Source organism: Bdellovibrio bacteriovorus, assembly GCF_002208115.1.
Taxonomy (GTDB): domain Bacteria; phylum Bdellovibrionota; class Bdellovibrionia; order Bdellovibrionales; family Bdellovibrionaceae; genus Bdellovibrio; species Bdellovibrio bacteriovorus_C.
Map to the genome: position 1 here is coordinate 1,955,278 of NZ_CP020946.1, position 21,643 is coordinate 1,976,920.

The 21,643-nt window shown below is 50.7% G+C and carries 21 protein-coding genes; 4 read left to right on the forward strand and 17 right to left on the reverse strand.

Translation table 11 applies throughout. From position 1 onward, the window contains the following. From rnc to B9G79_RS09390, 4 genes are read right to left on the reverse strand one after another with little or no spacing between them, the layout of a single operon-like run. Nucleotides 1–705: a ribonuclease III gene (gene rnc, locus B9G79_RS09375; protein ID WP_088565284.1), complete on the reverse strand. Its 705-nt coding sequence runs from the start codon at nucleotides 703–705 to the stop codon at nucleotides 1–3. Further along, the gene (mtaB, locus tag B9G79_RS09380; protein ID WP_088565285.1) at nucleotides 702–2,045 is read right to left on the reverse strand and encodes a tRNA (N(6)-L-threonylcarbamoyladenosine(37)-C(2))-methylthiotransferase MtaB; all 1,344 of its coding nucleotides are present in this window, start codon (nucleotides 2,043–2,045) and stop codon (nucleotides 702–704) included. The genes rnc and mtaB overlap by 4 nt, the downstream gene beginning before the upstream one ends. Further along, nucleotides 2,030–3,112: a tRNA 2-thiouridine(34) synthase MnmA gene (gene mnmA / locus B9G79_RS09385; protein WP_157678765.1), complete on the reverse strand. Its 1,083-nt coding sequence runs from the start codon at nucleotides 3,110–3,112 to the stop codon at nucleotides 2,030–2,032. The genes mtaB and mnmA overlap by 16 nt, the downstream gene beginning before the upstream one ends. Then, nucleotides 3,105–4,310, reverse strand: coding sequence for a cysteine desulfurase family protein (locus B9G79_RS09390; protein WP_088565286.1), 1,206 nt, complete (start codon nucleotides 4,308–4,310; stop codon nucleotides 3,105–3,107). The genes mnmA and B9G79_RS09390 overlap by 8 nt, the downstream gene beginning before the upstream one ends. Nucleotides 4,311–4,519: 209 nt before the next feature. Here B9G79_RS09390 and B9G79_RS09395 point away from each other — a divergent pair, with 209 nt between their 5' ends. The 4 genes from B9G79_RS09395 (at nucleotide 4,520) to B9G79_RS09410 (ending at nucleotide 8,890) form a co-directional block, all read left to right on the forward strand. Continuing rightward, nucleotides 4,520–5,974, forward strand: coding sequence for a hypothetical protein (locus tag B9G79_RS09395; RefSeq protein ID WP_232468514.1), 1,455 nt, complete (start codon nucleotides 4,520–4,522; stop codon nucleotides 5,972–5,974). 2 nt (nucleotides 5,975–5,976) lie between these two features. Next, on the forward strand, nucleotides 5,977–7,656 hold the full coding sequence (locus B9G79_RS09400) for a protein-arginine deiminase family protein (RefSeq protein WP_088565288.1): 1,680 nt from the start codon (nucleotides 5,977–5,979) through the stop codon (nucleotides 7,654–7,656). Then, a complete protein-coding gene (locus tag B9G79_RS09405; RefSeq protein ID WP_088565289.1) occupies nucleotides 7,653–8,153 on the forward strand; it encodes a hypothetical protein in 501 nt (166 codons plus the stop codon). The genes B9G79_RS09400 and B9G79_RS09405 overlap by 4 nt, the downstream gene beginning before the upstream one ends. Nucleotides 8,154–8,242: 89 nt before the next feature. After that, nucleotides 8,243–8,890, forward strand: coding sequence for a thermonuclease family protein (locus B9G79_RS09410; protein WP_088565290.1), 648 nt, complete (start codon nucleotides 8,243–8,245; stop codon nucleotides 8,888–8,890). A 28-nt stretch (nucleotides 8,891–8,918) separates the two neighbouring features. Here B9G79_RS09410 and tsaE read toward each other — a convergent pair whose 3' ends face one another. The 13 genes from tsaE to B9G79_RS09475 all read right to left on the reverse strand — a co-directional run bounded on the left by tsaE (nucleotide 8,919) and on the right by B9G79_RS09475 (nucleotide 21,634). After that, nucleotides 8,919–9,365 (reverse strand): tRNA (adenosine(37)-N6)-threonylcarbamoyltransferase complex ATPase subunit type 1 TsaE, encoded by a 447-nt coding sequence (tsaE, locus tag B9G79_RS09415; protein WP_088565291.1) that lies wholly within the window; start codon nucleotides 9,363–9,365, stop codon nucleotides 8,919–8,921. 1 nt (nucleotide 9,366) lies between these two features. Then, nucleotides 9,367–10,092 carry a pyridoxine 5'-phosphate synthase gene (locus B9G79_RS09420; RefSeq protein WP_088565292.1) on the reverse strand — a complete coding sequence of 242 codons (726 nt, stop codon included), beginning with the start codon at nucleotides 10,090–10,092 and terminating at the stop codon, nucleotides 9,367–9,369. A 36-nt stretch (nucleotides 10,093–10,128) separates the two neighbouring features. Beyond that, nucleotides 10,129–11,502, reverse strand: coding sequence for a phosphoglucosamine mutase (glmM, locus tag B9G79_RS09425; protein ID WP_088566836.1), 1,374 nt, complete (start codon nucleotides 11,500–11,502; stop codon nucleotides 10,129–10,131). A 1-nt stretch (nucleotide 11,503) separates the two neighbouring features. Further along, nucleotides 11,504–11,926, reverse strand: coding sequence for a CdaR family protein (locus tag B9G79_RS09430; RefSeq protein ID WP_011164383.1), 423 nt, complete (start codon nucleotides 11,924–11,926; stop codon nucleotides 11,504–11,506). Continuing rightward, nucleotides 11,926–12,735 (reverse strand): diadenylate cyclase CdaA, encoded by an 810-nt coding sequence (gene cdaA, locus B9G79_RS09435; protein WP_011164382.1) that lies wholly within the window; start codon nucleotides 12,733–12,735, stop codon nucleotides 11,926–11,928. The genes B9G79_RS09430 and cdaA overlap by 1 nt, the downstream gene beginning before the upstream one ends. A gap of 76 nt (nucleotides 12,736–12,811) precedes the next feature. Beyond that, nucleotides 12,812–14,749, reverse strand: a complete 1,938-nt coding sequence (ftsH, locus tag B9G79_RS09440; RefSeq protein WP_088565293.1) for an ATP-dependent zinc metalloprotease FtsH — start codon at nucleotides 14,747–14,749, stop codon at nucleotides 12,812–12,814. Nucleotides 14,750–14,845: 96 nt separating this feature from the next. Then, on the reverse strand, nucleotides 14,846–15,796 hold the full coding sequence (gene tilS / locus B9G79_RS09445; RefSeq protein WP_088565294.1) for a tRNA lysidine(34) synthetase TilS: 951 nt from the start codon (nucleotides 15,794–15,796) through the stop codon (nucleotides 14,846–14,848). Between the two features lies 1 nt (nucleotide 15,797). Further along, nucleotides 15,798–17,147, reverse strand: a complete 1,350-nt coding sequence (locus B9G79_RS09450; protein WP_088565295.1) for an NAD-dependent succinate-semialdehyde dehydrogenase — start codon at nucleotides 17,145–17,147, stop codon at nucleotides 15,798–15,800. Between the two features lie 72 nt (nucleotides 17,148–17,219). Next, complete coding sequence (locus B9G79_RS09455) at nucleotides 17,220–17,450, reverse strand: hypothetical protein (RefSeq protein WP_226988129.1); 231 nt, start codon at nucleotides 17,448–17,450, stop codon at nucleotides 17,220–17,222. 56 nt (nucleotides 17,451–17,506) lie between these two features. Then, a complete protein-coding gene (locus B9G79_RS09460) occupies nucleotides 17,507–17,884 on the reverse strand; it encodes a hypothetical protein (protein WP_088565296.1) in 378 nt (125 codons plus the stop codon). Then, nucleotides 17,874–18,305 (reverse strand): type II toxin-antitoxin system RatA family toxin, encoded by a 432-nt coding sequence (locus B9G79_RS09465; protein ID WP_088565297.1) that lies wholly within the window; start codon nucleotides 18,303–18,305, stop codon nucleotides 17,874–17,876. The genes B9G79_RS09460 and B9G79_RS09465 overlap by 11 nt, the downstream gene beginning before the upstream one ends. Before the next feature lie 66 nt (nucleotides 18,306–18,371). Next, nucleotides 18,372–18,857, reverse strand: coding sequence for a hypothetical protein (locus tag B9G79_RS09470; protein ID WP_088565298.1), 486 nt, complete (start codon nucleotides 18,855–18,857; stop codon nucleotides 18,372–18,374). 86 nt (nucleotides 18,858–18,943) lie between these two features. Beyond that, nucleotides 18,944–21,634, reverse strand: a complete 2,691-nt coding sequence (locus tag B9G79_RS09475) for an RCC1 domain-containing protein (protein ID WP_232468515.1) — start codon at nucleotides 21,632–21,634, stop codon at nucleotides 18,944–18,946. Nucleotides 21,635–21,643: the final 9 nt, after the last annotated feature.

The window sequence follows — 21,643 nt, forward strand, 5'->3', positions numbered from 1 at the left end:
TTAATTCGTCTCCTTGTACTTCATCTCAAGGGCATTCTTGGCCGCCATTTGTTCGGCGTTTTTCTTACTGCGGCCCCGCCCTTGAGCCCAGACATCTTCCTTTACTTTTACACAAACCAGGAACTCGCGATCATGCGGAGGTCCCTCTTCCGCCAGCACTTCGTAGCGTGGCGTTTCTTTCGAGGACTTCTGCACCAGTTCCTGCAGACGGGTTTTATAATCCCGCTCAAAGTCCTCATGCCCGCACACCCGGTCCGCCAACGGAACAAATTCCTGGCGAATAAAGCCGCGAGCCACTTCAAAGCCGCCATCCAGGTACAAAGCCCCGACAATGGCTTCAAACGAAGAGGCTATCAGGCGCGGTTTCTGTGCGCCTCCAGTCAGGGCTTCACCCTTTCCCAGTTGCATGAGTTTATTTAAACCCATTTCCAGTGCCAGTTCGGACAGAACCTCTTCATTGACGATACTGGCGCGTTTCTTTGACAATCCACCTTCGGTGTCGGTCGGGAATTTTTCATACAAAAATTCACCCACGACCAGATCCAAAACAGCATCACCCAAAAATTCCAGCTTTTCATTGTGCTCAACGGTGTTTCTCAACTCGTTGGCAAAACTTTTGTGGGTCAGCGCTCTGTCCAGCAGTGCCGGATTTTTAAAGTGATACCCGACACGCTCTTCAAGACTCTTTCGGCCCTGTTCGCTCATGACAGCACCTCGCCGATCAGATGACCTTCCATGTGTTGTTTGTTGGAATGATCATAGCCGGTGACTTTCACATCAACTTCCTGACCCGCCCAGTGGTCAAGGAAGCTTTCCGCCCCCGAGATATCCACGGGCCAGTAATCATGACTCAGCCCCTGTCCGCCTTTGGCGGCATTTTTCAGGACCAGAACACGTTTCATGCTGCCAATCTGAAGATTGGCCTGCTCGGTGTAGCGCTGGATGGAAAGTTCACGCAGTCTGGCTGCTCTTTCCGCGCGCACGTGAGGATATACAGAAACATCCATCGCCGCTGCACGCGTCCCCTGACGTTCGCTGTACGGAAATACGTGCAGCTTGGTCCATGGCAGATCTTTCAGGCAGTCGTAGGTGTCCTGGAATTGTTCTTCGGTTTCAGTCGGGAAGCCGGTGATCACGTCCATTCCGACAAAGCTGCCCGGAACACGATCCGCAATCGCGCGCAGAGATTTTTGCACGTCAGCTTGCGTGTATTTGCGCTTCATATGAAAAAGGACATCGGTGTTGGCACTTTGAATGCTCATATGGAAATGCGGACACAGACGGGAATCCTGATAAAGATCCAGCAGGCGCTCAGACACTTCCACCGGCTCAAGGCTGGAAAGACGGAAGCGTGGCATTTTGGTTTTCGCCAAAAGATTTTCCAGCAGGTCTTCCATCACATACTTGCGATCCCCGATCTGGTCTTCGTAATCCCCGATATGCACACCCGTCAGCACCACTTCACGTGAACCTTCGGCATAAAGGTCATTAATACGATTCACCAGATCCGCCACAGGGATGGAGCGGCTCTTGCCGCGTGCGTAAGGAATAATGCAGTAAGTGCAGAAGCTGTTACAGCCGTCCTGAATTTTCAGGAAGGTGCGGGTGTGTTGTTTTTCAATACCGCCACCGGCTTCCAAATCCTCTTTTTTGAAGATGTTGGATTTAAAGACTTTTTCAGTCAGTTCCCCACGGAAGTGTTTGTTCAAAAGATCCGGCAGGCTGCTTTTGTGGGAATTGGCCACAATAAGATCAGCCCCTGGAAGGCTTGAGAAAGACCCCGTATCAACTTGCGCCGCACACCCTGTCACCACGATCGTGCAGAATGGATCTTTCACTTTCAGGCGACGGATATAGCGAACCGCCTCTTTCGTGGCCTCCGCAGTTACAGCACAGGTGTTGAGCACGTGAATACGCGCGTCTTTCTGGCCGGACACCACCGGCATGAAGCCGCTGGCGTTCAGGTTCTTTTGAATCAGGCCGGCATCGTAAGTGTTCACCTTACAGCCGAAAGTGTGGACCTGATACTTCATAGAGTGATCCATCCGCCCCCCACGAGCTGTCTGTCACGATAGAACACAGCCGCCTGACCCGGAGTCACCGCACGCTGAGGCTCAGTAAATTTCAATTTGAATCCGCTGGCTGTTTTAATCACCTGGGCCGGAGCCCCTTTGTGCTGATAGCGGATTTTCACATTCATGATTTCGCCGTCCTGGATTTCGTCCAGCAGTTTTGGATCGACCACGTCGACTTCATTGGCGAAAAGATGTTTTTCTTCACCCACCCAAACGGTGTTGTCAGCGGCATCGATTTTAATCACGAACAGCTTTTCGTGGTAATCCATGCCCAGGCCTTTGGATTGACCGTAAGTATAGTTGTGAATACCTTCGTGAGAAGCCATCACCTGACCTTCCGGGAAGCGCTTGATCAGGCCTTTTTTGCTGGCCAGAATCTCGGACTTCACATGGTCTTTGATAAAGTTCTGATATCCTTGATTACCGACAAAGCAGATGCCTTGGGAATCCTTCTTGCGCGCAGTTACGAGTCCACGACTTTCAGAGTACTCACGCACCTGCGGCTTTTTCATGTCCCCCACCGGGAACAAAAGCTTCGGCACAAGCTCCGGATCAATCGTGAACAGGAAGTAAGTCTGATCTTTCCAGTCATCCGTGGATGTGTGGATAGAGGCTTTGCCTTTTTCATCATAAACGATTTTGGCATAGTGGCCCGTGGCGATGTAATCGCACTCAAGCTCTCGCATTTTTTTAACCAGGTGGTCAAATTTCAGATACGTGTTGCAGTTCACACACGGAAGTGGTGTCTGCCCTTCAAGATAGGCTTTCAAGAAAGGATCAATAACCGCAGCCCGGAATTTGGCTTCGCAGTTGATCACATAAAATGGAATACCCAGACGGTCGGCCACGGCCCGAGCATCATCCACGTCGATACTGGAACAGCAGGTGCCGTTGCCTTCTTCGATATCGCAGGTGGAATAATCCCAGACCTGCATCGTGGCTCCAATAACTTCATAACCCTGTTCGACCAAGAGCGCAGCCGCGGCGGAACTGTCCACGCCTCCGCTCATAGCAACAAGGACTCTCCCTTTAGACATGACAAGTCTCTCCTTTGTCGTCGTTCAAGGATCGCAAGCGATCCACTACTGTTTTCAATGTATCTACAAACGCATCCACCTGTTCCAGAGTGCTGTCCCACCCCAGACTGACACGCAGACTGTTCTGCGCTTCTGCGCGGGTCAGCCCCATGGCAAGAAGCACCGGACTTGGCTCCGGATTCCCCGAAGAACAAGCAGCCCCGGTTGAAACCGCATAACCCTTGATATCCAAAGACATCAGCATGGTTTCCCCGTCCGCGCCTTTCAGCACCAGTGAGCTTGTATTCGGCAGACGCGGACTTTCACCGGCCGTCACCGTCACTTCAGAAATTTCAGACAAAATGCGGGCTTCCATGTGATCGCGAAGTGCCGCCAGTGCTTCGGCCTTTTCCGCAATCATCGGCGCACGCTTGGCAACCACACCCAAAGCGCCAATACCCAGTGTGTTTTCCGTCCCACCACGGCGGTGTCTTTCCTGCGCCCCACCGTGAATCAAAGGTGTGACGTTGTTGCCTTTCTTCGCATACAAAACTCCAGTTCCTTTGACGGAATAGAATTTGTGACCAGAAAAAGAAGCGAAGTCGACATTCAGCGCTTTCAGATCCACCGGAACTTTACCGAAGGCCTGAACCGCGTCCGTGTGGAAGAGCGCGCCTTTTTTATGCGCCATCTCGGCCATCTCTTTGATCGGGAACAATGTGCCGGTTTCATTATTGGCAAACATCACAGACACCAGGGCGGTTTCTTCACTCAGATGTTCTTCATAGAACTTCATGTCGATCTGTCCCTGGCGATTCACCGGAATAAAGTCCACGCGCGCGCCCATGTCTTTCAGGTGCTGCATGGTTTTCATCACACTTGGATGCTCCACTTCAGAGCTCATTAAGTGAGTGCGTTTGCGCTGTTCCGGGGTCAGGAACTGGGCAGTCTGGTAGTATTCCAGCAGACCTTTCAGAACAGTGTTGTTGGCTTCACTGCCACCGGAAGTGAAAATGATTTCCAAAGGACTTGCGTTCACCATTTCAGCCACCGCTTTGCGCGCATCACGCAGAATGTTCTTCGGCTGACGCCCCCCCCAATGGATGGAGCTTGGGTTCCCCCAAGCTTGTGCGAACTCAGGCAGAGATTGCAAAACCTCTTTGCACACCGGAGTCGTGGCGTTGTGATCGAAATAATGAAGGACCTTGGTCTGTATCATAAGCTGCCGGAACCTATCACAGTTCTTAAGTATTGAGAACCTCTAAGATAATCTGCCCTTTTAGGGTGTCCACTGCGTTAACAGATCAGGAAATTTCTACACCCCGATTCTGCCTGTTTTCCGGGCCGACCGAGGATTTTTCGGGGCTTAACTGGACTAGACCTCAGTTTTCACTCAGGTTTTTAACAGGAATTCCGATAAACACAGGGATGAGTCATCATTTATGGTTTGAACATTTTAAAGAGCAACTTCAAGGACTTACCGAAGCCTTTGAACAAAGCGCTACGCCTCTGAGCCTCTTGGCTTACGCTATCAAGGAGCAACGCCTGAGCTCTGAGGACTATCTTCGTTGGGCGATGACTCACCATAAACTGCCTTTGCTTCAGTCACGATTTTTTACAGAAACTCCCGTGTCCCAGGAAATGTTCGCGAAGTGGGCGACCCATTATCCGTGGTCTGCGGAGTGTCTGCCTGTGGCGGAGTGGGATGGATCCCTCATCGTAGCATGTCTTCAGCCGCCGCAGGATTTTCCTTCCATGCCTTCCAGTATTCTGGTTCTGGCGACCTATGAAAATCTGGAAGCCACCTGGAATCTGCTGCACCCGGAAAGACAACAAGCCCCTGCGGCGACCCAGGTTTCCGAAGAAGCGCCGGAGGGTATCGATCTTTCCGTTGTTACCACGACCAAACAAGCTTCCGACAGTTTCTCTTTCGAGGATCTGGGCGTAAAAACCGACTCCAAAGCAGCTCCGGAATTCCAGCCTCTAAGTGAGGATGAGCTTCAATTGGGCGAAACCGGTGACGAAAAACTCGATGGTCTGTTTGACGGTCCGACGGTGATTCGTCTTGAGGCTTTGAGTCCATCCACGGAAGTGCCTGCGCAAGCTGCTCCGGCTCTTGAGCCGGTGGCCGTTTCCTCTGAAACTCCCGAGACTGACCTTAAAACTGTGATTTCTCCTCTGTCACCGCTGACTCCGCTTACGCCGGCACCAGCTGCGACAGTACCAACGGAATCAGCGCCCGTCACGGCGGCGACCGCCGTGGAAAGCTCTGCACCAAAACGTGCCACGCCTCCACCGCCTCCGCCTAAAGCTGAAACGCCTCCTCCATTTGAAGACAGCTTCAGCAACAAGCCTATCGCGATCACCCCGCGTCCGGCAGGCGTGGCGAAGCCGACCATCAATCCGGTGGCCAGCGGTCATTTTGCTTTGGAAAAAATCAAAAAGAAAAATGCCGCTTTGCTGAATGAGAAAATCAAAACAATCCTGAGCCAGATGAAAGTGCACTTTGAAAAGTCCATGATTCTGACTTTGGACGAGCAGGAAACACAGATGACCGCTTTTGCCTGGGACGAGAATTTCCAGGGCATGAAAGACACATCCATGCGCTTCCCGCTTCAGACTCCAAGCATCTTCAACATCGTGGCTACGACGCAAAAACCATATCACGGTTATATCTCTTTGAATGCGATCAACGAGAAGTTCTTTGATGGCTGGAACCAGGGCCGTATCCCTGATCACGTGACAGTCACCCCGATCATCATCAATGAAAAACTGGTGGGTATGCTGATGGGCTTTGCCGAAAAAGCGGCTTACAACAAGGTTTCTTTGACCTTGGCTGAAAAGCTTTCCGGCGAGTTCACAAAAGGTCTGCAGGCGGCATAATCATGACCATTTTCCTGCAGATCGTCCTGAGTTTTTTTCTGACTGAGGCTTCTGCAAATTCCTGCTCCCAGCACAATCCCATGGCTGAGGATGTTCCACTTTGTCCTTCCGGCGGCAGCAAACTGCTTTCTGAAAATTACCCGATTATGGCCGCCACTGTTTCTGATGACATGGGCGGACCCGGTTACGTCAAAGAATACGTCACAAAAGTTTTAAAAGCTCAGTCGCAAAAACCACCGCAGTTCTTCCTGGCCGTGACTGATGAAACCTGGGATGAAGTCGTCCGGGAAATCAAAAAACAAGCCCCGGATCAGGCGACCGCCCAACAATGGATTTCAGGCTTGAGCCGTGTGAAAACCAACAGTCGCTGGAACTGGCAACAGGACTATTTTGAAAGCTTCTTTGATGCAAAAACAGGAAAACCCGTCCTGCGCGAAGTGCAGGGTTATGGCCGCCATGGAAGCGCTTTCACTGATTTGATGCAACAATCCGGAAAGGATTGCTCTTTCAAACAGGGTCCACAACTGACGAACAACCCTTACAAGTCCGGACACAGCGGCGGTAACATTGAAGCCGTCAATGGACTGTGCCTGATCGGGTCCGACCACTTCAAAGGCAATGAGTGGGACAAATACGCCAAAGTCACTTGTGAAAACCCAGCCATGGCCGTAAAAACACCGTCAGATTTTTTAAGCGTGGGCCACACCGATGAGTTTTTCAAAACCCTGAAAGATCCAAACCAAAAAGCCCCTTGCGATTTCAGCCTGGCCTTTGCAAGTCCGAAAAAAGCACTGGACCTGCTGAAGAAAAACCCCCAGGGCCGGGCCTTTGATTTTTCCCACCTGACGCCGGATGAGGCTTTGGCCCGAATGAGTCAGACCCCTTACACCTATGTCTGTCGGGAATATTCCTACAGCAAATCCCTGAAAAACAACGGCGGCAATCCGGACAAATCCCGCGAAAAACGTTCGCGCGGAGTCAGTCAATTCCTGTTTGAAATCATCCTGCCACCCGTTTCTGCCGGGGCGACGGTTCAGCCATTAAAAGATGCTGAATCCAAACGCATACGGGAATATCTGGAAAGAATTTCTGAAGGTGGTATTGACGACCCGGCCCTTGAGCGCAGTCGTCGTGAGGAAAAGTATGCCCGCTTAAACCGGCGTCGTGCGCTGATGAGGCAATCCGGCATGATCAAGGATTCCACGAGCATCCAAAACGCCATGGACTGTTACAACATGACGAACAAGGATCTGGCCGACCTGATCGAAGAGGATTTTGAGCTTAAAGAATTCAATGCTTCGATCGAGGCTGCGACCCAGAAATTCAAAAAAGAACTGCTGGAAAAAGTTAAGAAGTCCTATCCGCAATGCAATCCAAAGACCGTGGAACTTCCCGATCTTTTCATGGGGGAAATGGACTATGACAGCAATTCTCCGACGTACGTGACGGGGTCCGCGGACTCGATTTTCCCCAATCCCACCAATGGCGATATCGTTCAAGACACATTTATTTTGCCTGAACCGGTGAACCCGGCTTTTAAAGCTGACATTGATTCTTCAATTAAGAATCTGGGTCTTAAAACTGACTACATCGACACACATTTTGCCCACTCCATGAATGGAAATCTGCACTGCTCCAGCCACACCATGCGCTATTGCCGCCCTCAAGGAGGCACCAAATGATCCGCCACATATTGATTTCTTCATTCGTTTTCGGATTCATTTTTTCAGCCCAAGCTCAAAGCAAAAAGACACTTTATTCCTGCCAACTGCAGGACGAGTGGCTGCAAGCCAAGAATCTTTCTGCCGGTATTAATATCGAAGACCTCGACCACGCGACGATCACGATCAAGTCTGAATCTGAAACCGTGGTCTGCCCGATGGCTGTGGAAACAGTTCAGGACGCCTCCCGCAGTCGCATCGCGCGCATTGTTTTCAGCATGACTCCGGCTGGATGCTCGCCTCAGGAAAAGCTTTTCCACCACAATCTGCGCCGTCGCGTGGAATTATTTGTGGATGCTCATCCCGATGCCAAAGGATCAGCCCAGCTATCCTGGCGTCACCGTGGGGCTCGTTCAGAGTGCAAGGAAACCGTGAACAACCTGAAGGCCCACGGAATTGGAAATAAATTCCATCCCACCTCGGCAACTCCATCCAAGAATGCCTCAGGAACAAGATAAGACCGCCTCACAAAATAGGCCGGGAAATTAATACGTTATCCCCTTGCTGCTATTGAGTTTTCACCGCAAAGCCGTTAATTTTCAGGGCCATGAAAAACCTTTCCGTTCTTTTCATTGTCCTGCTTCTTCCTTCTTTTCTTTGGGCGCAAGGCGCTCGCATCAAAGTTCTGAGCGTGCATGATGGCGACACTCTGACGGCGGTGGATGTTTCAAACAACACCCGTGTTAAAGTGCGCTTGATGGGGGTGGACACTCCGGAAGTGGACTTTATGAAAGAAACCCAAGGCGATGTGGCATTGGCAGCGCGTGATTTCCTGCGATCCTTGATTCCGGAAGACGGCATTATCACCTTAAGTGAAGACAGCCAGATCGACAAACACGGGCGCATCCTGGGTCGCTTGCTAAATGGAAAAACCGATATCAATCTTGAAATGCTGAAAAATGGCTGGGGTATGATTTACTTTATCTATCCCTTTGAAAAGCGTGTGGCGAGTGACTACAGCAAGGCATCCAAAGAAGCTTACGACAACCGGCTGGGTGTTTTCTCAAACGACTATCGCGACACCCAAGAGCCATACCAGTTCCGCATGCGCGTGCAAAAGCAAGTGGGCAGAAATCCGGTCGGCGATCTGGAACTAAAGAAGGTCGTCCCACCAGAAGAGATCACCAAGATCCCCGTGTGGAAACGAGTCTTCTTCCCGAACTACGAAATGGCCTATCAAAACGGCTACAATTAAAAAGAAAAGGCACCTCAGGGTGCCTTTTTTATATCAATCTTGTGGTGATTTTTCTTTCGGTGTCGCTGAGTTTTTCAAAGCGCACTTCGATGCGCTGCCAGTTGAGTGGCAGATAATCGAAATCCAGGCGGTTCGCCCATTCAATAATGATCAGTGAATTTTTCTGGGCAAACAGGTCCCAGAAACCGGAACTTTCCAGATCATCGTCATCTTTCAGACGATACAGGTCCAGATGATCCATGGCTTTACCCTCGGCGTTTTCATAGCGCAGATGAATGGCAAAGCTTGGTGACTGCACATCCCGCATCCCCAGCTCCCCCGCAATCATCTGCACCGAGGTCGTCTTGCCGGCACCGACATCCCCGCTCATCAGCAAAATGCAGCGGTCATTCAGGTGGGGCAAAAATTCCTGCCAGAAGCTTTTCAACTCCTGGAGGTTTTTGACGATGTGTTGGGAATTCAGGATGGTAGGCATTTTACTTCAGGATTTTTCTCATCTTGCGAACGGAGTCTTCCATGCCATGCTCTAGCGCATAACACACCAGAGAATGTCCAATATTCACTTCCTGAAGATACGGCAACTTATTGATAAGCTTGGAGTGCTCGTAATCAAGCCCGTGACCTGCGTGAACATTCAGCCCCAGATAGTGCGCCCATTCAGCCGCCTCACAAAGACGCTTCCATTCAGCCGCCTTGCGCGCGCCTTTTAACATAACCCATTTACCCGTGTGGAATTCAACCGCATCCGCACCGATTTCATAGGACGCTTCAACCTGCTCAATGGAAGGCTCAATAAACATCGAGATCTCAATACCGATGCGCTGAAGCTTTTCAACCATCGGGAACATTTTCTTAAAGCCTTTCTTTACGTCCAGACCGCCTTCAGTTGTCAGCTCGGCACGCTTTTCCGGAACGAAGCACACCCAGTCAGGACGATACTTTTTGGCGTAAGTCACCATCTGAGAGGTCGCCGCCATCTCCAGATTCAGCGGCACGGAGCAATGCTTGGAAAGCACTTTAAGATCTTCCAATTGAATATGACGGCGGTCTTCACGAAGATGAATCGTGATTTGTTCTGCGCCACCTTTGACGGACTTTTTCACCATATCCAGCAGATTAGGATAAGCCGTTGTCCCGCCACGCACCTGACGAAGTGTCGCCACGTGGTCCACATTTACACCCAAACGAATTTTATGTTTCATAGATTTTAGGACGACAGAATGTCGCCCCCCTTTTAATTAAGACAGTTCTTTTTCCAGGAAAGAGGCGATCTCTTCGGCAAACTGAGTGATCTGAGCTTTCTCAGTCCCCTCAACCAGCACACGAATCACCGGCTCCGTACCAGAGAAACGAACAAAGACACGGCCATTGCCAGCCAGTTTCTTTTCAATACTGCGAATCATCTCATTGTATCCTGGAAGCTCAGAAAGCTCGGCACGGCGTTTTACGCGGCAGTTGATCAGGATCTGCGGCACGTCCTCAAATACATGGTTCAGATCGCTCATTTTCTTGCCGGTTTGTTTCATCACCGCCAGCACACTCAAAGCCGCGATACAGCCATCACCCGTTGTGGTGTGATCCAGGAAGATGATGTGGCCGGACTGTTCGCCGCCGAGGTTGTAACCGTTTTTACGCATCTCTTCGACAACGTACTTGTCGCCGACGCCGGTTTTAACAAGCTTGATGCCTGCTTCATTCATGCGCTTTTCAAGACCGAAGTTCGACATCTGAGTTGCCACCAGAGTGTCACCCTTCAACAAGCCACGCTCTTTCATGTGCAGCGCACAGATCGCCAAAATGCGGTCTCCGTTTACGATCTCGCCTTTTTCATCAACCATGATCACACGGTCCGCATCTCCATCCAGACTGATACCCACATCCGCACGATAGTGCAAAACGGATTCAGCCAGTTTCTGTGGATACAAAGCGCCGACCTTGTCATTGATGTTTGTGCCGTTGGGATCATCACCCAACTGAATAACTTCCGCACCCAGCTCCTGGAAGATGGACGGAGCAACCTTATAAGACGCCCCGTTCGCTGTATCCAGAACGATACGCATGCCATCCAGAGTGTATTCCAGCGGGAAAGTGCCTTTCACGTAAACGATGTAACGACCTTGGGAGTCCTCGATACGACGGGTGCGACCGATTTCTTTGCTTGGCGGAAGAAGTGGCGTCAGGTCTTCTTCAAGCACCAGACGCTCGATTTCACGCTCCATCTCTTCCGAGATTTTGAAACCATCAGAACCAAACACTTTGATCCCGTTGTCATGGAAGGGATTATGGGAAGCGGAGATCACGATACCGGCCGCAGCACGCATGGTGCGAGTCAGGTAACCAATCCCCGGCGTTGGCAGTGGTCCCACCAACTGCACAAATACGCCCATGGAATTTAAGCCCGAAGCCAAAGCCTGCTCGATCATGTAACCGGACAGACGCGTGTCTTTTCCGATAACCACTTTGCGCACGCTGGAGGATTTTTCTTCAGCTTCTTTGCGCAGAAGATAACCGATGGCCTGACCAATCTTTACCACCATATCGGGAGTCATCGGATACTGATTCGCGGTCCCGCGAATACCATCAGTTCCAAACAGTCTTGTTTTCTTTTCCACTTTATCGGCTTTCTTGTTCGTCACGGGGCTTTTCCTTTATCTGCAACACTTCAGCTTGAATTTGATTGGGGCGAACACCCAGAATTCGCACACCCAGCGGGACTTCAATCTTGCTGAGCGGGATGTCCACATTCACCACGCCCTCGCCTCTTTGCGAGATGTCCAGCGTGATACTTTGAGCCAGTGAGCTTTCCAGGAACTTCTTCAATGAAGAACGGGGACCTGAAACCTTCACCTTGATATGATCCGTCGTCTGAGCCACCACATGGGTGCCCGGCGCCGTGATCAGCTCAATATCAATGTTTTTACTTAGAACAAAATCGCGGCGACCCAAAATGGTCAGCCACAGAATCAACGAAATAAACAACGCCACCACTTTGTAGCTGAAGTTTTCGGTGATGACATTCGACCAACGACGTCTCATTAGACCTCCCCTTGCTGGGAGAAGGCTTTGTACTTAAGACCGAAGGTTTCATAAAGAGCCTTGCGGATATCACCCAGTTCCACGTTAGGACTCAAGTGACCCCCTTGAACGATACCAATGGATTTATTTTCTTCCGAAACGACAAACACCAAAGCGTCAGTTTCTTCCGTCAAACCGATAGCGGCACGGTGACGCGTGCCCAGGTTCTTGTCCAGGGCCGGGTTTTTACTGAGCGGCAGGAAGCAGCCGGCAGAATGAATCTTGCCGTTACGGATCAACACCGCCCCGTCATGCATCGGGCTTTCCGGATGGAAGATGGAGGCCAGCAATTCCGCAGAGACTTTGGAATCCATCTCCGTTCCGAACTCAATGTGATAGTCGATGACGATTTCACGCTCCACCACCACCAAAGCGCCGAAGCCTTTTTGGGCGGTCAGAATAATACCCTTGGCGATTTCTTCAATCACCTGGGTTTCCTGGATTGTGGAGGCATCACTGAAGAACGGATTGCTGCCGATATGAGCCAGCGCGCGACGAATCTCGCCCTGGAACAGGACAACCACGATCACAAACAGATTGGAGAAGAACTTTTCAAGAATCCAGTTAAAGGTGAAGAGCTCCAGCCAGATACTCAGGATGTACCCGATCGCCAGGACCCCGAGGCCGGAAAGCATTTGAATCGTCCCGGTTCGTTTGATCAGAACCAGAATGCGATAAACAACCATCCAAACCAGGAGCATGTCGATAGCATCCTGCACCCGCAAGTGCTGGACGATAAACACGAGGTTGTCGACAAACTGCTGCAACATCAAGATGCCTTTGTAAAATTGTTGTCGTCAAAAAGGCTCTGCCGACGGAGTGTCGGCAGATAGGGTTTCAGAATTTTTAGATCGTCACCGGGCCGGTGTTGCCCACCGGATCTCCAGATCCTTTCTTTTCCGCCGCATTCATGATCGCTGCGTTGGTGTCCTTCTTGGTGTTGCGGTATTTTTCAATCTCCGCAACTGCCGCGCCGTTCACCAGCATGTCGACTTCATGACCGTCGATGGTTTCGTATTCCAGCAACGCTTGAGTCAGACGCTCCAGAGCATCCTGATGGTCACGAAGAATCTGGATGGAAACTTCGTAGCCGTGCTTGATGATCTTTTCGACTTCAGTGTCGATCTCTTGCGCTTTTGCATCAGAGTACTCTTTGGACTTGTTGCCGTAGTTCATACCCATGAACACCGGATTATCGCGCGTTTCATAAGCCAAAGGACCCAGTTTGCTCATACCCCATTCACACACCATGCGGCGGGCGATTTCCGTCGCACGCTCGATGTCGTTACCGGCACCGGTGGTGATGTCTTTGAAGATCAGCTCTTCTGCTGCACGACCGCCAAACAGGAAGGCGATCATGTTTTCAGCTTTGGATTTGGACAGGGACACGCTTTCTTTTTCCGGCAAAGTCTGAGTCACACCCAGCGCCATACCACGAGGGATGATGGTCACTTTGTGGATCGGATCCAGGCCGGAAAGCTTTTTACCCACCAGCGTATGGCCCGCTTCATGGTAAGCCGTGACTTTCTTGTCTTCATCAGAAATCACCATGGAGCGTCTTTCCGCACCCATTGTGACTTTGTCTTTTGCTTTTTCAAAATCGTCCATTTCCAGATACTTCTTGTCAGAACGAGCCGCCACCAGGGCTGCCTCATTCACCAGGTTCTCCAGATCCGCACCGGAGAAGCCCGGTGTGCCACGCGCGATTTTGGAAGCATCCACATCAGGACCCAGTGGAGTCTTGCGCATGTGAACCGCAAGAATTTGCTCACGGCCTTTAAGGTCCGGTTTATTCACGATCACACGACGGTCGAAACGACCCGGGCGAAGCAACGCAGGATCCAGAACATCCGGACGGTTGGTGGCAGCGATCATGATGACACCTTCAGAGGATTCAAAACCATCCATCTCGACCAGCAACTGATTCAGGGTTTGTTCACGTTCATCGTGACCACCACCCATACCCGCGCCACGATGGCGACCGACAGCATCGATCTCGTCAATAAAGATCAGACATGGAGCATTCTTTTTACCTTGTTCGAACAAATCACGAACACGGCTGGCACCGACACCGACGAACATCTCGACGAAGTCAGAACCGGAGATTGTGAAGAATGGAACGCCCGCTTCACCCGCAACAGCGCGAGCCAGCAACGTCTTACCAGTACCTGGAGAACCCACCAGCAAAACCCCTTTAGGGATACGGCCGCCAAGTTTGGTGTATTTCTTAGGGTCTTTCAGGAAGCTCACGATCTCTTGCAGATCTTCTTTGGCTTCATCCACACCAGCGACCTCTTTGAAGGTCACGCGGTTTTTATGCTCCGTCAAAAGACGCGCACGGGATTTACCGAAGGACATGGCTTTACCGCCACCGACCTGGATCTGGCGCATGATGAACAGGAACATCGCCACAATCAGAATCAAAGGCAGCCAGTTCACAATCAAGGACTGGAAGAAGCCGCCATTGTCAGCACGCTCATAGTTTGGCGTGATGCCGTGTTGTTGCAGGAATTTATAGCCCTCATCCTGGGTGTTCCCAATGATGGCAAAGTGGGTGCCGTTGTATTTCTTTTCAAACTCCGGCTTCATTTCACCAACGACTTCGCTGGTGTCCTGACGGAAGGTGACAGTCGCCACCTCACCGGCCTTTACGGCTTCAGTGAATTTGGAGAAATTAAAGTCAGCAATCGCTTTTTGATGCTTGCTCTCATAGGCTTGAAATAGAAACACAGCCATGATGATCAGGAAGAACCATAGAGCCAGCGTTTTCTGGGTTGATCGCATTTCAGTTCCTTTCAGTCGAAGGTAATACCCCCAAAGGGTAGCATGAATGCCCTCTCAAAAAAAGAAACTTTAGAGTGAGAAACCAGTCCTCTCAAATCAGGACTGGACCTTGATTTGCTCTGCGTTAACTTCCCATTGGCACCCAGCGACTTTGAATGTGATCACTTTTTGCGACTTGTCCAGGCGCTTTTGAATTTCTTCAAGGTGAGATTGCGAAAAATCTCGTTTCCCGAGAGAAAACAGGTACTGGGCCAACAATCTTTTTTGTTCAAATGGACTCAATGTGAGGTAAAAAGACCGGCGCAGGCCCTGTGTCTTATAAGCCTCATTCTGCCCCAGAAGGTCTCCCCAGGGGCGATTTTCAATCTCCTGCGCAATGGTTTCCAGCGACCGGGCCAAGGCCGCAGTCGAGCCTCTGGAGCGCCTTTCAAGGGATTTTAGCCACTCTTCCCGCAGCCAATTGCGCAAAGGGTCCAGGCCCTTGTTTGTTGGGTCCTCGAAGCTTCGCAAGCGTTCTTCGCGCAGATATTTTTTAAGCTCTCTTTTGGAAATCTCTAAAAACGGCCGAAACAAACCATCCCGCAAAATATGCATCGCCGCAAATCCCTGCGCTCCAGTGCCACGAATCAATCGGATCAATCTTGTCTCTAACAGGTCATCCCGATGGTGCCCCGTGGCCACTAGTTCGAACCCTTCTTCTTTCTTCAGACGGTCCAAGGCCTCATAACGCAGCTCGCGATATTCTGCCTCTGATTTAGCCATTTGCGAGGCGCGCAACGGATAAAAATCAATTTCAAGTTTCTTGCACAGCTTTTCGCAGAACTCCTGGGCTTCCTTGCGATACTCCTGGTTGGAGTCCTCCCCATGATGAAAATAACAGGCCCCGAGCAGACTTTTTTTATGCACTTTCGTCAAACTGCGAAGCAGAGCCACCGAATCGGTTCCACCTGAAAGCGCCACCAGAATTTTTTTATCCTGCAGTGAATGAAGTTTAATCAGCTTCCATACGTGGTGATCCAGATCCTGCTTGGCCTTTGACAGTTTCACTTTACTCCCCTGCAACCGCGACGGTCTTGATATTCACAAACTCCATGATTCCAAAATGGCCCAATTCACGACCATAGCCGGATTCTTTGATCCCTCCGAACGGGATTCTGGGGTCTGACTTCACATAATCATTCACTACGACAAAACCGGCCTGCAACTCTTTTTCAATCAGCTCTTTGCCCTTTTTCACGTCCCGAGTAAAGACTCCACCACCCAAGCCGTACGGCGAAGAGTTCGCCACCGCCAGGGCCTCTTCGGTGCTTTTCACAATGAACACCGAGGCCACCGGACCAAATATTTCCTCTCGATGAACCTCGGGATGATCTTTTTCAAAGACCACCACCGTCGCCGGATAAAACGCCCCCGCCCCTTGCGGAGCCGAACCACCCAGGACCACTTTGCCGCCCCATTTTTTCAATTTTTCCACCTGATCCACGATGGTTTTTTGAAACTTCACCGAAGCCAAAGGCGCCAACTCAGCCTCTTTCATTTCTTTGGTAAAGTGATGGATAAAGTCTTTGGCGACTTTTTCATTCACGATAAATCTTTTCCCCGCAACGCAGCTTTGCCCGCAGTTCACCAGACGCACCTTCGCGCACGCCTTGGCGGCGGCTTCCACGTCGGCATCTTCCAAAACCAGATAAGCGTCACTGCCCCCAAGCTCCAGAACGATTTTCTTCAGGTTCTTGGCCGCTTCCGTTGCGACCGATCTGCCACCCTGACTGCTTCCGGTGAAGGTCACCCCGTGCACTGCGGGATGGGCAATCACCTGGGCTGCGACTTCGTGATTGACCTGAATGTTGCGTAAAAGTTTATAGTCCGAAGTCAGATCGTTAAAAATTTTCCCAATCAGCTCTGACGTGCCTGCTGTTAAATCTGCATGCTTGAGCAAAATCACGTTCCCCGCCATCAATGCCGGAGCCGCAAAGCGGATCACCTGCCACAGGGGGAAATTCCACGGCATCACGCTGAAGACGACACCCACCGGCTGAAAGCTGACTTCGGCATGTTTATACGGGGAAGAAGCGGCCACCTGATTTTTCAGCATGGTTTCAGCTTCCTTGGCGTAGTGCTCACACGTGACGGCGCATTTTTCAACTTCGGCTTTGCCTTCGGCGATAAGCTTACCCATCTCCTGATTCATCATCTGCGCCAGTTCCGATTTATGCGTGCGCAGGGCCTGAGCAAGTTGCAGCAAAACTTCGGAGCGCTCCTTGAAAGATACTTTGCGCCAGATTTGAAAGTCCTTGGCGGCTTGTTCGATATTTTTTTCTGTATCGGACCAGGAAAGGTGATTGTAGGATTTAAGAACATCGCCGGTGGCGGGATTCACGGTTTGAAAAGCACTCATGACAACCTCCGAAAACTCAAGGCTGCCACAAGAATGAGGGATGCGCCTCTCTCAGCGCATCAAAGACACAAACTACAAAGTCAGAAAGACCTGCTGGAAGGACACCACAAGGCCCCCTAAGAAAGCCATGGTCATCGTGCCCCAGGCGACAGATTTGTAGAACTTGCCAAGTTGCATAGCACCCCGGGCATAGGGCCTTTCTGATGCCAGCACAGGGATGGGCTTTACCATCGTGCGAATGAACTGGTGGCAGCACAGGCAGAATAAAACGACAGAGATCAGGCTTAGAATAAGTTGTTCCATGCTGAACTCTTCGGCAGAAGTCCGTCTCAACTTGAGACAGACTTAAGTCTTGTATTTTACGCTTTATCTTCGGATTCGTCCTTGGATGAAGACGTATCCTTTTTGATGATGTCGATTTCCGCGGTGATTTTAAACTTGTGCGTTTCCGCGAACTTGGAGGCTTCCTTTACAAAGTCAATTTTCTGAATGATCCCGACGATCTCTTTGGTCACACGCTGCGTGACTTCGTCCTTGGATTTTTGTGCCCCTTGAATCAGCAGATTCAAAGCTTCTTTGGGAAGCTTTAATTCAGAGACGTAGGCACGCAGATTTTCTTCCGTCATAAACGCCGCACTGACGCCCGCGGTGAAAACCTTTTTTACCGTATCACCCAGAAGACCTTTCAGGTCCCCCGAGTTGTCCTTGTCGTCTTTTTTGCTTCCATCAGTTGCCATAAAGTTGTTTCACTCGCTTGTGATAGCTGCTGATCATATTCGGAAGATTCACACTGACCAGGGCATTGGCAATCGGACCCGGAACAAACATGCTGAAAGTGGCTTCAACAGTGTACGTCGCGCGGGTTTTGCCGGCTTCATCTTCCAGCTTCCAGGAACCCACAGAGGTTTTAAACACATCGCCCGAGGCAAATTCCCAGGTAATGCTTTTCGGTGCGGACTCAGTCATCCACAAAGAGTACTTGAAACTTTTCACGACGGAAACATTGTATTCCACCAGTTTGCGATTGCCCTCGGTCTTAAGAACCGTGCACTTTTTCACTTCCGGCAGAAACTCATGATACTTGTCGTAGTCAGAGATGATTTTGAAAAATTGTTCGACGCTGCAGTTGAAAACTTCTGTAGTGGATGCTTTTGCCATAGGCCTTTAGTGTGTCGATTTCAAAGCATCGAGTCAACAGCAGGCCTAGACCACAAAACGATTATGTTACATCACCCCTGTGCGTGCGTACCAATCTTCAACCCAGGAATGCCACTTGGACTCACCCTCGCCATCATCCACAATCAGTGAATCATGGCTGATCATTGTGCCGTTGGGCTTTTGCACCATGTGATAGTGCGCAATCCAGTCAATCTCGCCATCGACAGAGACACGGAACAACCATTGATCGATGGACCAGTTGCCGTCGGCATCAATCAGCCATTGCTCAGAAACACCCTCCAGATGCCCGGCGTGAAAATTTCCATTTTCATCATAACCGCCCACGGCACTCAGATAATCCGCCTGACGAGCCCCTTCAGTCCCGATCGGCACGATACTGGACAAAGTCAGATAAATCCCAAACTGGGTTTCTGAAACCGTGCCGGTGTCTTTGATGATTTGATTTAGATTTTCCCACTGGGAGCCAGAGGCCAACGCCGCAGAACCCAACATCACTATAGAAACGAAAATGGATGCGATCAGTTTTTTCATGCTTTAAAGCATATCCAAAAACCAATCAGACTAAAGAACAAACACAGATAACGCAGTGTGGGCCTAAAAAAGAACCGGGAACCTTTTTAGTAGTTTTCGAAAAACTGTTTGCGGGGGGTGGTTCTGTCCATCTCCAAATTACAATCTCGCCCGATGCAATAAATCTTATTGGCCGAAGTGGTCACATACAAATTATCCCCGCCACTGATACTGACCGGCGTTCCCAGCATACCGGTTTTCAGAACAGCCACTGGAAGCGGGTTCACACTGTCTGAAAGACCCGCAGGTATATCACGACCCCAGCAGTAAATATTGATGGCCGAATCCAGAATCCCACAGGCAAAACGTTCAAATGATTTCACCATCAGTGGAGCCGCCGGCGCCAACAAGCCCCCGACAGAAACCGGCACCGGAGAATTAGACACCACTGCCGTGTTGTTTCCTAAATTACCGTAATACCCTTCACCCCAGCAATGGGTGATATCATCCGTAGTGATCCCGCAGAAAGTTTCATCATCGCCGTGAATATCCTTGAATAAGGTCGATCCCACCATACCCGACTTATCCAAAGCCGCCGGCGTGTATACCGAAAACATACTGCTGTGACCCTGGCGACTGTAGACCGAGTTACCCCAGCAATAAACTTCCCCGTCGGTCATAAGACCACAGGCATGATACTGACCGACTGAAATTTTTTTGAAAGTTTTGGCACCCGCAATGCCCGTGACAGTTATAGGATGGGGCTTGTAGCGCATCATTGCCGACCCGTTACCCATGACCGGGTTATAAAGTCCGGAAGCAAACGAGGCTCCACCCCAGCAGTACCCGACCCCGTCTGTCGCCACACCACAAGCAACTATTTCGCCCATTTCCACATCAGCAAAGGTGGTCGCACCCGTCATGGAACTTGTGTCGACAGCCTTCAGGGTGGCTTGCTCGACTATCGCGCCTCCCTGGCCCACGACGGCGCCCCATCCCATGCAATGCAAAATATCATCATTGTTGATTCCGCAAATCGCCCCGCGATTCAGGGTCAGCATTTTAAACTTAGTGCTGCCGCTCATCGTGGACGTATTCAAAAGTCTAGGAGCTAAATCCCCATTCTCTGTGCCCGGCGAACCTCTTCCCAAAGCATAGGCCGTCCCATCAGAAGAACGCAGCACCAAACCACCCCCGCCGGAATACTGGGTGACGGCGGACCAATACTGTCCAGACGGCAGAACAGAGGTGTCAACCTCCACCGGCACAAAGGCCTCGGTGTCCCTGAAGAATGCCTCATTGTAAGGACTTCCCCAGCAGTATAATTCATCCCCGGTACTGCCAGCGCAAGTGCGACCCTCATGCATATAGACTTCGCGATAACGCTGCCCTGAAGGAAGCATGGATGAGTCCACAAGAGTCGGAACAAAAATCACTCCGGAACTGCCGTTCCCCGACAGGTAATGCCAGTTGGAACCAAAACAATAAATCTTACCTGCCGAAGACGTCACGCAAGTTCCCTCATAGCTGGCCGTCACGGCCTGAAACTTTTCTGATCCACTTAACATGGAGTTCACAACTAGCACCGGAGTGGCCCGATTATCATCAGTGCCATCCCCCAGTTGACCATAGGAATTGCTGCCCCAGCAGTAAACCAAACCCTCCACCGTCACGCCGCAAGTGTGGTTCTCCCCTGACGCCAGATGGATGAACTTGGGCTCACTGGGAAACGCACTCCAGTCAGGCAATACGGCCACTGCCGAATCAACAAAAGTGCCATCGCCGAGCTGCCCCTGATCATTAACACCCCAGCAAAAAATACGACCGTGTTCCGTCAGGCCGCAGGCAAAATCATATCCCACTGACACCTGAACAATCCGTGCAGCAGATTGCGCCAGACTTGTCCAATCAATCTTTGTCAGCAGGCCCGTGGTGGCAGACGAGACTTTGCCGGCACAATACAAATCCCCAGCAATGGAAATCGCACACAAGGATTCGTGCGCCAAGGCGAAATCAATAAATCGAGCCTCGCCCGTCACATTCGTCATCAACGCCGGAGTCGGCAAAAGAACTTCGATTATGCCAGGGCCGATCCCCAGCTCATCCTCATAGTTATCACCCCAGCAGTACAACTGGCCTTCTTTCGACAAAGCACAAGAACTATAACTTGCACCGGAGGCCTTCACAAATTCGCCAGAACCGGTAATAAGCGAGGTGTCCACCGTTCGCCCCGTATAGTACGATCCGGAACTGCTGTCACCGATACCCGTCTGACCGCCATAGTAGTACCCTTGACATCGAATGGCTTTAGCCTGATCCACATAGCAAAGATGTTCTTCTCCGACAGCAACACGGGATTGCTTGGCCGCAAATGTACTGACAGACTCATCAGAGCGAATACCAATGTTTGTCGTGCCATCTTGAAATTCAACAGCCCCTTCAGGCAACTCCAGCACCACCGTGCCTTCCTGGGAAGACACCGAGACATATATATCAAATTCAAAAGGCAAGTCTGTGGGCTCCACCACGACCACCACTCCCAGAGCCGAACCACTGTGCACGAAGTCTTCTGCTCGGACCGACTCCGGTTTCAGAGGTTGCTGCGAAATCAGTTTGTATTTTTTTAAACTGTCCAGTGGTGAGGCAGAAAGAGCATTCACCTGCTCAACAATGCGAATATCCTGCGTGGAGGAAAAAATGCCTTCCTTCAGCAGCGAAGCGGATAACATGCATCCCAACTGAGAGTACGAAATCAAAAGAAGAAGAATGTGAGCTGAATACGTCCAAAATGTGCCCATACTCATATT